The organism is Nocardia wallacei, from assembly GCF_029869545.1.
In the GTDB taxonomy this organism is placed as follows: domain Bacteria; phylum Actinomycetota; class Actinomycetes; order Mycobacteriales; family Mycobacteriaceae; genus Nocardia; species Nocardia wallacei_A.
In genome coordinates, this window is sequence record NZ_JARWQD010000343.1 from 1 (window position 1) to 12,262 (window position 12,262).

The following is a 12,262-nucleotide window of genomic DNA, read 5'->3' on the forward strand; positions in this document are numbered from 1 at the left end:
CCGCCCCCCACCAAGTCGGGCGCCCACCCCCCCTAATTGTCCGCCCACCCCCACCCCGCGGGCGACCTCCACCTGCCATACCGGGGGGCCACACGTTGGGGGCTTCCTGTGTCGGCGTATTTCATTGGGGCCCCCCCCCGCCCTTGTTCCCCGGCATGCTTTTGCCCGGTATCTCTGCTTCCCGCGGGGTATCCCGCCAAAAAGCATGCCGGAAATGCTGGCTTTACTTCACCTCGTAGGTGGCGACGATGGTGGCACGCCCGATCGCGTGGGAGAACAGGTTGAAGCCCAGGAAGGCCGGGGTGGCGCTCGCATCGAAGCCCAGCGATTCGACATCGACGGCGTGCACGGTGATGAAGTACCGGTGGTAGCCGTGGCCGGGCGGCGGTGCGGCACCGACGAATCCGGCGAAACCGCCGTCGTTGCGCAACTGGATCGCACCCGCGGGCAGGCTGCCGCCCTCGCTGCCCGCGCCGCTGGGCAGCGACGTGGTGGCGGCGGGGATGTCGGCCACGGCCCAGTGCCAGAAACCCGACGCGGTCGGGGCATCCGGGTCGTACACGGTCACCGCGAAACTCTTGGTCCCGTCGGGGAATCCGGACCACGACAGCTGCGGCGAGACATCCTTGCCGCCCGCGCCGAACACGCCGCTGACCTGATCGTTACCGAAGGGCTGACCGTCGGTGACGTCCTGCGAGGTGACGGTGAACGCCGGGAGCTGCGGCAGCGCGGCGTAGGGGTCGTAGGAGTAGTCGGGCATCGGGGCCGTCCTTTCGAAATCGTCAGCTGTGCAGGAGGAAATGCTCCAGTACCTGAGTGCCGAATTCCAGCGCGTCCACCGGGACCCGCTCGTCGACACCGTGGAACAGAGCCGAGAAGTCCAGCTCCGGGGGCAGCCGCAGCGGCGCGAAACCGAAACAGCGAATCCCCAAGGACGCGAACGCTTTGGCATCGGTGCCGCCGGAGAGCATATAGGGCACGGTGCGGCCGTCGGGGTCGTGCGCGAGGATCGCGTTGTTCATCGCGTCGACCAGATCACCGTCGAAGGTCGTCTCGTAGGAGTTCAGCGCCGTGATCCACTCACGCTCCACATCGGGACCGATCAGCTCGTCCACTTCGCGCTCGAACGCCTCACGACGGCCGGGCACCACGCGGCAGTCCACCACCGCCTCCGCGGTCTGCGGAATGACATTGGCCTTGTAACCGGCGCGCAGCATCGTCGGGTTCGCGGTGTCGCGCAGGGTGGCGCCGATGATGCGGGAGATGGTGCCCAGCTTGGCCAGCTGGCCCTCGATGTCGGGGCTGTCGGGATCGAATCGGATGCCGGTCTCCTCGCTGACCGCGGCCAGGAACTCGGCCACCGACTCCGACAGCACCAGCGGGAAGGTGTGCTTGCCCAGCCGCGCGACCGCGTCGGCCAGGATCGTCACCGCGTTGTCCTCGTGCAGGAACGACCCGTGACCGGCACGGGCCTTGGCGCGCAACCGCATCCAGCCCAGACCCTTCTCCGCGGTCTCCACCAGATACAGCCGCCGCTCGGTGCCGTCACGGCGCGGCACGGTCAGGGAGAAGCCGCCCACCTCGCCGACCGCCTCGGTGACGCCGTCGAACAGGTCCGGGCGATTCTTCACCAGCCATTGCGAACCCCAGCGGCCCCCGTTCTCCTCATCGGCCAGGAAGGCGAAGACGATATCGCGCGGCGGCACCGTGCCCTCGAGCTTGAACTGGCGCGCGACCGCCAGCATCATGCCGACCATATCCTTCATATCGATCGCGCCGCGGCCCCACACGTAGCCGTCGCGCACCGCGCCGGAGAACGGGTGCACACTCCAGTCGGCGGCCTCGGCGGGGACCACGTCCAGATGCCCGTGCATCATCAGCGCGCCCCGGCTCGAATCGGCGCCCTTCAGGCGTGCGAACACATTGCCGCGGCCCGGCGCGCCGGATTCGACGTACTCGGTGGTGTATCCCGCCTGCTGCAGCTGATCGGCCACCCACTCGGCGCACTCCCGCTCGCCCTTGGTGGTCTCCAGTTCGCCGGTATTGGAGGTGTCGAATCGGATCAGCGTGCTGACCAGGTCCACCACCTCCGATACGGCGCGGGAGGCGGGCTCGGACAGGGGCTTCTCACCGGGTGCAGACACGTACCCCTTCCTACCACTGCGGCCGGGTTCCGCCCCGGGTTGCCTGCAGCATGCGCGCAAATACCGGTCAGCTCGCGACCACGATCCGGTCCGCGCCGATGCGGGTGATGCGCTCCTTACCCCACGCGCCCAGCGGTTCCAGCGCACGGTTGAGGCGCGAGCCCAGCTCGGTCAGCGAGTACTCCACGCGCGGCGGCACCTCGCGATAGACCTCGCGGTGCACGATGCCGTCCTCCTCGAGTTCGCGCAGCTGCTGGATCAGCATCTTCTCCGAGACGCCGGGCAGGTTGCGGCGCAGCTCGCCGAACCGGCGCACACCGTGGGCCTCGAGCTCCCACAGGATCAGCGATTTCCATTTGCCGCCGATCACATCCATCGCGGCGTCGATACCGCAGAAATAGGGCCCGGACCGCTTCTCACCCATCGCCTGACCTCACTACCTGTTCACATACCTGGTGGTAAGTACCCCACAAAATAGTAGGTACTTGCCGCAATAACCGGCTACGCGCATTGTAGGTCTCGGCGCCGACGAACCGATACTCGAAAACGCAAGGAGCTCAATCGCAATGGCTGACAACCAGACCCCGGTCACCGTTCTCGGACTCGGCGCCATGGGCCGCGCGCTGGCGGCGGCGCTGCTGAAGGGCGGGCATCCGACGACCGTGTGGAACCGCACCCCCGGCCGCGACACCGAACTGGTCGCCGCCGGGGCGCGCGGGGCCGCCACCCTCAGCGGCGCGGTGCGCGACGGTGATCTCGTGATCGCGGTCCTGCTCGATCACGCCTCGGTGCACGCCGCGCTCGACCCGATCGCGGGCGAGCTGTCGGGCAAGACGGTGGTGAACCTGACGACCACCACGCCCGACGAGGCGCGTGAGCTGGCGGGGTGGGCGGCCGGGCACGGCATCGTCTACCTCGACGGCGCCATCATCGCCACCCCCGAGATGATCGGGCAGCCCGGGTCGTCGCTGCTCTACAGCGGGGTGCGGGAGATCTTCGAGGACCATCGCGCGGCCCTCGAATTGTTCGGCACCGCAGAGTATTTCGGCGAGGACGCGGGGATCGCCTCGCTGTACGACTTCGCGTTGCTGTCGGGCATGTACGCGATGTTCGCCGGGTTCTACCACGGTGCGGCGATGCTGCGATCGGCCGGCGTCTCGGCGGAAGCATTTGCGGCCCGGGCCATTCCGTGGATCACCGCGACGGTGCAGACGCTGTCCGAAGCCGGGCGCTTCATCGACAGCGGCGACTACACCACCGACGTCCAGAGCCTGAACTTCAACAAGGCAGCCCTGGACGCCATCGTCCGCGCAAGCCGCAACGCGGGCGTCGGCCTCGACGTCATCGGCCCGGTCAAGAACCTCATCGACCGCCAGGTCGCCGACGGCCACGGGGACGAGGCCTTCGCCCGCATCTTCGAGGGCCTGGTGTCCTGAGGGCGCCGTGACCGAGGGCGCCAGCGGGCAGCGCCTCTCGGCACGATGATGGACCGGGCGGTCCATTATGGGTAGAGCCTGAGCGCATGCCGCGGCCACGCCAGTTCGATGAGGAGCGAGTCCTGGCGGCCGTGCAGGCGGCGTTCTGGGACAACGGGTACGCGGGCGCCCCGCCCACCGAGCTCGCACAACGTTGTCAGCCGCCGAAATTGCGTTGGGCGTGGGTGACTATGGCGTCGAGGCGGGCGTGGTGGGCGCCCTTCCAGTAGGTGCGGCCGCAGTCGGTGCAGCGGGCGAAGGTGTCGTAGGTGCGTTCGGTGCCGGTGGGGAGGTCGGGTGCGAGGGGCTTGTCGGCGGCGCGCAGGGTGCCGTTGCAGGCGGTGCAGCGGGTCCACGGGGCCAGCGGCGGGGCGAAGCGGGACAGGACGTCGTCGAGTTGTTCGGCCGGGCGGTGGCTGTAAATGTAGGCGCCGCCGAAGATTTCGCGGCGGCGCAGCAGGCCGCGGTCGCGCGACAGCAGCAGCCGCTGCTCGCTGGCCGAGCGCGCGGCCAGCGCGGCGTCGCCGATATCGGGATTCTCGTAGGCGGCGTCGATGCCGAGCAGCCGCAGGCGCCGAGCCAGGGTGCCGAGGTGGATGTCGAGCAGAAACCGCGGCGGCCGCGGGGTAGGCTGGGGCCTGGCGACGGCGGCGACGGTGACCGCGTCCCCGGCCACCGGGATGTAGGAGGGCTCGCGGCGGCTCCCGTTCACCCGCAGCTCCCCTACCTCGGTCAGCGGGACGCCCAGCGATTCCACCACGTGGCCGAGCGACGAGGTGCCGTCGGTTCGCACGGCCGCGGGCCCGTCGCGGCGGGCCGCGGTCACGAAGACCGCCAGCTCCGGCGCGAACCCCACCGTGATCACCGCTGCGCTCACACGGCCAGCATGCCAGCGCCCGCGAGCGGCATGGGCGATTCGGGGTGAGACCACCTCCTGCGCCAAGCCCCGATGCCGATTCGAGCGGAGGATCGCGAGGATGTGGCGGCCCGGCGGGCGGGGCGCGGGTCCGGTCGATGAAAAACGGCCGCGCTCAGGGTGATTCGATACCGTACGGCACCGATCGCAGAGTTTCCTAGGATCGGAGCATGGTTCCGTTGACCTACGAGCGGCTGTGCGCCGAGATCGACACCCGTACCCGCGCCCTCACCTCGCTCGTCGAACATGCCGATACGACGGTGCCGGTGCCGTCCTGCCCCGGCTGGGATCTCGGGCAGCTGCTGCAGCACATCGGTGGCGTGCACCGGTGGATGGCGGAGATCGTCGGCACCCGGGCCACCGCCCCGGTCGCCGGTGAATTCGTCGACGACCCGGCCCAACGCCGAATCGACCCGGACGAGCTGGTGCCATGGCTGCACGAAGGCGCGGCGAAACTCACCGCGACGCTGCGTGCCGCCGATCCCGACGTGGCGGTCTGGTCACCGGGACCCAGTGGGACACCGCGATTCTGGGCCCGGCGGGCGCTGCTGGAAACCGCCCTGCACGGCAACGACGCCGCCGAGGCCCTGGACGCCACCTGGGAACTGCCCCCCGATCTCGCCGCCGACGGTTTCGAGGAATGGCTCGACAACGCCTCGGTCCCCGAGGCTTACGAGCCCCGGCCCGACCAACCCGACCTGCTCGCCCCCGGCCGCGCCCTGATCTTCGACGCCACCGAGTCTTTCGCCACCACCGAGCCGTCGGATGACACCGGGAGTATCGGGGCATGGGTCGTGGATCTCGGGGGCGCGGCGGCCAACTGGCGGCGCGGCAGCGGCCCGGGGGCCGTGTGGGTGGGTGGCGCTGTCGGGGATCTGCTGTTGTATGTCTATCGGCGGCCGCACGGTCCCCTGCGCATCACCGGTGATCTCGCGCTGCTCGAACTCTGGCGTGCCCGGGCCGGATTCTGGCTCAACGCCTGACCGTGCTCTTGTGGCCTGTACCAGCCGAAATCCGATGCCACTGAGCACAATCCCAAATCTCGGCGCCGTGCCTTGCCGAGCCTGACGACCGCGTCCTAGCGTCTGCCGCAATCGGGTTCCAGCTGGGAGGCGCCGCATGACAACCCGTGGCGGACGACGCCGCACATCCCGCATCGGCGCCGAGCGACCGCGCGCCGCCCGGGGCCGCCCGCGGGGACATCTCGCCGCGCTCGCGGTCGCCGCCGCCCTGACCGCCTCCACCGGCATCGCCGCCGCCGAGCCCCTCGCGGCACCCGACGCTCCGGTCCCCGCGCGCGCTCTGGCCGCTGCACAACCCTCCGCCAACGGCTCGCGCCTGCTGACCGCGGCCCAGGGCCCCGGCCGCGTCGTCGATCTCACCGTGCACTCGGCCGCGATGGGGCGGCCGCTGTCGGTGGAAATCCTTCCGGCGGCGGACCTTTCGAAACCGGCGCCCACGCTGTATCTGCTCAACGGTGTCGACGGCGGCACCGACACCGGCAACTGGCGCGACGGCAGCAACTGGCTCACCAAGACCGACGTCGCGGAATTCTTCGCCGGACAGCAGGTCAACGTGGTGATCCCGATCGGCGGGGCGGGCAGCTTCTTCACCGATTGGCGCGCCGACGATCCCGTGCACGGCCGCCAGCGCTGGACCACATTCCTCACCCGGGAGCTGCCGCCGGTGATCGATTCGGCCTTCCACGGCAGCGGCGCCAACGCCATCGCGGGACTGTCGATGGCCAGCACCTCGGTCTTCCAGTTGGCGCTGGCCGAGCCCGGGCTCTATCGCGCCATCGGCTCCTACAGCGGGTGCGTGCGCACCAGCGATCCGATGGGACAGGTCATGGTCGACGCGATCGTCACCGGCCGTCAGGGCAATATCCTCAACATGTGGGGGCCGCCCGGCGATCCGGCCTGGGCCGCCAACGATCCCTACCTGCACGCCGCCCAGCTGCGCGGAACCACGGTGTACGTCGCCTCGGGCAACGGCGCACCCGGTCCGCTGGATACTCTCGACGGGCCCGGCATCCACGCCGATCCGGTGAAGCTGATCGACCAGCTCGTCATCGGCGGTCTGCTCGACGCCGTGGCGAGCCGGTGCACGCAGCAACTGCGAGACAGGTTGCGGGAGTTGGACATTCCCGCCACCTTCGACCTGCGCCCGAACGGCACGCACTCGTGGGGGTATTGGGAGCAGGACCTGCACAAGTCGTGGCCGGTGTTGCGTGCGGCGTTGGGTGAGTGAGGCTGGGTCAGCGGGTGGTGCCGTCGATCAGGGGGAGGGTTTGGATTTCGGGCCAGGTTGTCGACCAGGGGCGGGCTGGGAGGTGGCAGTGCCAGATGGTGACTCCGCGGTCGATGCTCGGGAAGCCGAGGGGTTCGTCGATGCGGGTCACCACGGTCGACTCGGCGAATCGGGTTCGCAGTGCTTCGCCGGGGCCGTCGACGCCGATGTAGAGCACGCTCGCGGTGGTGTCCGGGGGCGGGCCGAAGTAGCCGTAGCCGCGGTTGGGGCTGTATACCGTGGGCAGGGCGGTGGAATGGTCCAAAGCCGCTGCCTGCCAATAGTTTTGCGTGATGATGGCCAGGCCGGGGCGCTGGTCGGGTGGTACGCGGTGGTAGGCCTCGGTCACGGCGGCTACCAGGCGGTCCCAGCCGCTCGGGCCGAACAGGCGGCTGCGCGAGTCGATCTGGGAGTACCTGTCGGTGGGAGTCTGCAACCGCGCGGACGGCAGCGGCAGCACCACCGTGACCGCGACGCACAGCGCGGTGGCCATCGCGAGCAGTCCGCCGCCCGCGGCCCACGCCCGGCGGCTCAGCCCGCGCTCGGCCAGATACACCGCCCCCGCGGCGAACAGGCCGGGAAACGCCCCGCCGACGAAGTACGGCCGCAACCCGCCACCCACGATGCCGACCAGCCCCACCGCGATCACCGGAATCACGAAACGATAGGGCCGTAACCGATCCCAGCGCAGCCCCGCCCACATGCCCGCCACCAGCAGCAGCCCCAGCACCCCGGTCACCAGGACGATCTGCACCGGCATGGCCGCCAGAGCGCTGGTCGCCAGCTGTTCGTCGCGGACCACCGCGCCCATGGCCAGCTGCGGCCAGCCGTGGCGATGCTGCCACCACAGCATCGGCACGGCCGCCACGACGGCGATCACCGACCCCGCCCACCAGGCGGGGCGCCGCAGCATCTCCCGCGGACCGAACACGAGCACCCCCACCGCCAGGCCCGCCCACACCATCGGGATCAGCCATTTCACCTGAAAGTCCACGGCCGCAACCACTCCCGCCAACACCAGCAGCTGATCGCGGCGCGTGCGCACCCAGCGGATCAGCAGCCATGACACCAGCGCGGTCAGCGTCACATCGATGCCGAAGGTGCTCAGCATGGCCGACTGCATCACCGCCAGCGGAGAGGTGGCGTAGGCGGCGGCCGCCAGCGTCTGCGGCAGCCGCCCGCCGCCGAATTCCCGGGCCAGCAGGGCGCTGAGCACGATCGCGGCGATCGTCATCGCCAGCGCGGGCAGCCGCAGCACCACCGCGGATCCCGGAGCGATCGCATCGGCCAGTGCCGCCAGCAGCGGCACCACCGGTCCCTGGTCGGCGTAGCTCGGCGCCGGATGCCGACCCGCCGCAATGAAATACAGCTCGTCGCCACCGAATTCGTAACGGCCCAGCCGGACGAGAAACAATATTCCGGCACCCGCGACAACCGCCGATATCGCACGCCACGCGAAGGGCGGAACATCCGCCGCCGGTGCACAATTCGTGCGCACCTCGGAGTCGGCGGTTCCTCGGATTACTGTGGTGGCCACGGCAATTTCCGGCATCGAATACCTCCCCGGTTACGGCCATCGAGAGCTGTTGTGCCGCAACGGAACAGCGGCACGACAGCCCGGCGTTCGAGGACGCCGATGTCACAGGACGCGCCGATTCACCGGCCGTATGGCATGGATTTCTCCACGGCCGCATCGGATTTCGCGACCCGGCCGGATCGCGTCGATGGTATCCATTACCCCGCCACACGCGAACAGGCCGAATCGAATACTCCCCCACCACACAAGCGCTTTACCGGATCGCCTGTGAATGTGCACCACCGAATGCCGGATCATGGCGTGAACGGCGCCTGACCGGTCTGTTCGTTTTGCCGGGACTTGAAAGTTAGGGTTGCCGAACTTATCATTCCGGTGCATGAAGGTTTGGCTCCACCGCTCGGCGCGTCCCGCCCTGCGCGCCGTCGCCGCGGCGATCGTCGCGGGCACCGCCGTCGCGCTCACCGCCTGCGGCGGCATCGACTCCCGAAACGACGAACCGGTGGTCCTGACCACCTTCACCGTCCTCGCCGATATCGCCCGCAACGTCGCCGGCGACCATCTGACCGTCGAGTCGATCACCAAGGCGGGCGCGGAAATCCACGGCTACGAGCCGACCCCCGGCGATATCCGCAAGGCGGCGCAGGCCGATCTGATCGTCGACAACGGGCTCAACCTGGAGGCATGGTTCGCGCAGTTCGTCGCCGACGCCGACGCCGAGCACGTCGTCGTCAGCGACGGGGTCGCGCCCATCGCCATCGGCGAGGACGCCTACCGGGGCAAACCGAACCCGCACGCCTGGATGTCGCCGCTGAACGTGCAGATCTACGTCGACAACCTGGTGCGCGCCTTCGCCGACCTCGCTCCCGCGCACGCCGCCGACTTCCGCGCCAACGGCGAGGCATACAAGGCACAGTTGCAGCGCGTGCACACCGACCTGATCACCACGCTGTCGGCGCTGCCGCCGCACCAGCGCGCCCTGGTCACCTGCGAGGGCGCCTTCTCGTATCTGGCCCGCGACGCCGGACTCGGCGAGAAGTACATCTGGGCGGTCAACGCCGAACAGCAGGCCACACCGCAGCAGATCGCCTCGGCCATCGAATTCGTCCGCGGCAACCAGGTACCCGCGGTGTTCTGTGAATCCACCGTCTCCGACGCCCCGATGCAGCGGGTCGTGGAGGCCACCGGCGCCCGGTTCGGCGGCACCCTCTACGTCGACTCCCTGTCGGAGGCGGGCGGCCCGGTGCCCACCTACCTGGACCTGCTGCGTCACGACGCCACCACGATCAGCACCGCGCTCACCGGGAGACGGCCGTGAACCCCGCGATCACCGTCGACGGCGTCACCGTCCACTACGGCGACGTGCTCGCCCTGGACCGGGTCGACCTCACCGTCACCGCCGGACACATCTGCGGCCTGGTCGGGATGAACGGATCGGGCAAATCCACGCTGTTCAAGACGATCATGGGCCTGGTGCACCCCGACCGCGGCAGCGTGCGCATCGACGGCGGCCCGCCCGCCGCCGCCCGCCGATCCGGTGCGCTCGGGTATGTGCCGCAGAGCGAGGACGTCGACTGGAACTTCCCGCTGTCGGTCCGCGACGTGGTCATGACCGGCCGATACGGGCATATGGGCTGGACCCGCCGCCCACGCCGCGCCGACCGCGCCGCCGTCGAGCGGGCGTTGGAGCGGGTGGCGCTGACCGACCTGGCCGACCGCCAGATCGGCCGGTTGTCCGGCGGGCAGCGCAAGCGTGCGTTCGTGGCGCGCGGACTGGCACAGGGTGCCACGATCCTGCTGCTCGACGAGCCGTTCGCCGGGGTCGACAAGCGCTCGGAGGCCACCTTGACCGCGCTGCTGCGCGAACTGGCCGCCGACGGCGCCACCGTCCTCATCTCCACCCACGACCTGCACGCGCTGCCCGGACTGGCCGACGAGGCGATCCTGCTGATGCGCGGCGTGCTCGCCCAGGGCGACCCGCACGAGGTACTGCGCCCGGAGAATCTGGCGCTGGCGTTCGGGATGGACGTGCTCGACCGCGACGCCCTGCGGAAGGCCGGATGACTATGAGCCCCACCGAATTTCTGCTCGATCCGCTGTCCTACGACTTCATGACCCGGGCACTGGTCACCAGCATCGTCACCGCCGTGGTGTGCGCGGTGCTGTCGTGCTGGCTGGTGCTGATCGGCTGGTCGCTGATGGGCGATGCGGTCTCGCACGCCGTGCTGCCCGGCGTCGTGCTCGCCTACATCGTCGGCGCGCCGTTCGCGGTCGGCGCGGTGATCTTCGGATTCCTCGCCGTCGCGCTGATCGGCGTCGTGCGCAACACCAGCCGGGTGAAGGAGGACGCCGCCATCGGCATCGTGTTCACCACGCTGTTCGCCGCCGGGCTGGTGCTGGTGTCGGTGACGCCCAGCCAGACCGACCTCAACCACATCATCTTCGGCAATCTGCTCGGGGTGAGCCGGTCCGAGCTGATCCAGGTGGTGGTGCTGGCCGCGATCGTGCTGGCCGTGCTGATCGCCAAGCGGCGCGACTTCGTTCTCTACGCCTTCGACCCCACCCACGCGCACGCGATCGGGCTGCGGCCGCGGCTGCTGGGCACGGTCCTGCTGGCGCTGCTGGCCCTCACCGCGGTGCTCGCCCTGCAGGCGGTCGGGGTGATTCTCGTCGTCGCCATGCTCATCATCCCCGGCGCGACCGCGTACCTGCTCACCGACCGATTCGGGCGGATGCTGCTGATCGCGCCGACGGTCTCGGCGGCCTGCTCGGTCACCGGGCTGTATCTCAGCTATCACCTCGACACGGCGCCCGGCGGGATGGTGGTGGTCGTGCAGGGGGCGGCATTCACCGCGGTGTACCTGTTCGCACCGCGTCAAGGGGTGGTCGGCAAGCTGGTCGCCGCCGCACGCCGACGCGCGGTGGCGGCGTAGACCTGGACGCCAGGTCCCGTCCGAGTCATTTCCGGCAGTAGTCGCCGCCGATCTCTCACAATCGGATTCATGCCCAAGCCCTGCCTGCTGCTGCAGTTGCGGCCCGAGCGATCGGCCGCCGACGACGAGTACCACGCCATCGTGCGGATCGCCGAGATGGATGTGGGCTCGCTGGTGCGGATACAGATGGATCAGGGCCTGCCGGATGTGCAGCTCGACGACTTCTCGGCGGTCATCGTCGGCGGCGGCCCCAGCAACGTCAGCGACCCCGACGACCGGAAATACGACTATCAGCAGAAATTCGAGCCGATCCTGAGGAAGCTGGTCACCGAGATCGTCCGGCGCGACTTCCCCTATCTGGGGGCGTGCTACGGCCTGGGCATTCTGGCGGACGTGCTCGGCGGCTCGGTGAGCAAGAAACGCTACGCCGAGACGGCCGGAGCTCAGACGATCGAGCTGACGGACGACGGCAGGGACGACCCGCTGCTGCGGGACCTCCCGCGCGAGTTCCGGGCGTTCGTCGGACACAAGGAATCCTGCCAGGAGGTTCCGCCCGGCGCGGTGTTACTGGCCCGGTCGACCGGATGCCCGGTGCAGATGGTCCGGGTCGGCACGCACGTCTACGCCACCCAGTTCCATCCGGAACTGGACGGCGACGGACTGGCCCTGCGCATCGAAACCTACCGGCACGCAGGGTATTTCGATCCCACGGAGGCCGACTACCTGATCGCCCTCGGCCACCGCGAGTCCGTCCCGGTGCCCGGGGAGATCCTGCACCGGTTCATCACCCGCTACTGCGGGCGTAGCGGCCCGCCCGGGGGGGGGGGCCCCCCCCGCCGCGGGGGGGGGGGGGGGGGGGCCGGGGGGGGGGGGGGGGGGGGGGGCGCGACCCCCCCCGGTGGGGGGGGGTGAACCGGGGCGGGTGAACCCCGGGCCCCGGGGGGGCGCGCGGGGGGCGGGGGGGGTGAGGG

The 12,262-nt window shown here is 69.9% G+C and carries 13 protein-coding genes; 8 read left to right on the forward strand and 5 right to left on the reverse strand.

Annotated features, from left to right (window positions below; genetic code table 11):
* Positions 1 to 223: 223 nt before the first annotated feature.
* The 3 genes from QH290_RS31215 to QH290_RS31225 all read right to left on the reverse strand — a co-directional run bounded on the left by QH290_RS31215 (position 224) and on the right by QH290_RS31225 (position 2,568).
* Complete coding sequence (locus tag QH290_RS31215; protein ID WP_280386810.1) at positions 224 to 760, reverse strand: YbhB/YbcL family Raf kinase inhibitor-like protein; 537 nt, start codon at positions 758 to 760, stop codon at positions 224 to 226.
* 22 nt (positions 761 to 782) lie between these two features.
* A complete protein-coding gene (locus tag QH290_RS31220; protein ID WP_280263114.1) occupies positions 783 to 2,144 on the reverse strand; it encodes a M20/M25/M40 family metallo-hydrolase in 1,362 nt (453 codons plus the stop codon).
* Positions 2,145 to 2,211: 67 nt separating this feature from the next.
* Positions 2,212 to 2,568, reverse strand: a complete 357-nt coding sequence (locus QH290_RS31225) for a winged helix-turn-helix transcriptional regulator (protein ID WP_280263112.1) — start codon at positions 2,566 to 2,568, stop codon at positions 2,212 to 2,214.
* Positions 2,569 to 2,710: 142 nt separating this feature from the next.
* On the opposite strand from QH290_RS31225, the gene QH290_RS31230 reads away from it, so the two are divergent.
* Positions 2,711 to 3,580, forward strand: a complete 870-nt coding sequence (locus tag QH290_RS31230; RefSeq protein WP_280386812.1) for an NAD(P)-dependent oxidoreductase — start codon at positions 2,711 to 2,713, stop codon at positions 3,578 to 3,580.
* Positions 3,581 to 3,776: 196 nt separating this feature from the next.
* On the opposite strand, the gene QH290_RS31235 is transcribed toward QH290_RS31230, so the two are convergent.
* Entirely contained in the window at positions 3,777 to 4,496 is a 720-nt protein-coding gene (locus tag QH290_RS31235; protein ID WP_280266139.1) for a Mut7-C RNAse domain-containing protein, read from the reverse strand.
* 209 nt (positions 4,497 to 4,705) lie between these two features.
* Here QH290_RS31235 and QH290_RS31240 point away from each other — a divergent pair, with 209 nt between their 5' ends.
* Positions 4,706 to 5,518 (forward strand): maleylpyruvate isomerase family mycothiol-dependent enzyme, encoded by an 813-nt coding sequence (locus tag QH290_RS31240; RefSeq protein ID WP_280386816.1) that lies wholly within the window; start codon positions 4,706 to 4,708, stop codon positions 5,516 to 5,518.
* Between the two features lie 136 nt (positions 5,519 to 5,654).
* A complete protein-coding gene (locus QH290_RS31245; RefSeq protein ID WP_280386817.1) occupies positions 5,655 to 6,785 on the forward strand; it encodes an alpha/beta hydrolase in 1,131 nt (376 codons plus the stop codon).
* Positions 6,786 to 6,792: 7 nt separating this feature from the next.
* Here the strand turns inward: QH290_RS31245 and QH290_RS31250 are convergent, their stop codons facing one another.
* Positions 6,793 to 8,376: a glycosyltransferase family 39 protein gene (locus QH290_RS31250; protein WP_280386819.1), complete on the reverse strand. Its 1,584-nt coding sequence runs from the start codon at positions 8,374 to 8,376 to the stop codon at positions 6,793 to 6,795.
* Positions 8,377 to 8,460: 84 nt separating this feature from the next.
* On the opposite strand from QH290_RS31250, the gene QH290_RS31255 reads away from it, so the two are divergent.
* The 5 genes from QH290_RS31255 to QH290_RS31275 all read left to right on the forward strand — a co-directional run bounded on the left by QH290_RS31255 (position 8,461) and on the right by QH290_RS31275 (position 12,203).
* Positions 8,461 to 8,676, forward strand: coding sequence for a hypothetical protein (locus tag QH290_RS31255; RefSeq protein ID WP_280386821.1), 216 nt, complete (start codon positions 8,461 to 8,463; stop codon positions 8,674 to 8,676).
* A gap of 61 nt (positions 8,677 to 8,737) precedes the next feature.
* On the forward strand, positions 8,738 to 9,676 hold the full coding sequence (locus QH290_RS31260; RefSeq protein ID WP_280266144.1) for a metal ABC transporter substrate-binding protein: 939 nt from the start codon (positions 8,738 to 8,740) through the stop codon (positions 9,674 to 9,676).
* Positions 9,673 to 10,422, forward strand: coding sequence for a metal ABC transporter ATP-binding protein (locus QH290_RS31265; protein WP_280266145.1), 750 nt, complete (start codon positions 9,673 to 9,675; stop codon positions 10,420 to 10,422). The genes QH290_RS31260 and QH290_RS31265 overlap by 4 nt, the downstream gene beginning before the upstream one ends.
* A 2-nt stretch (positions 10,423 to 10,424) precedes the next feature.
* Positions 10,425 to 11,291, forward strand: a complete 867-nt coding sequence (locus QH290_RS31270; RefSeq protein WP_280266147.1) for a metal ABC transporter permease — start codon at positions 10,425 to 10,427, stop codon at positions 11,289 to 11,291.
* Between the two features lie 69 nt (positions 11,292 to 11,360).
* Complete coding sequence (locus tag QH290_RS31275) at positions 11,361 to 12,203, forward strand: glutamine amidotransferase (RefSeq protein WP_280386823.1); 843 nt, start codon at positions 11,361 to 11,363, stop codon at positions 12,201 to 12,203.
* Positions 12,204 to 12,262: the final 59 nt, after the last annotated feature.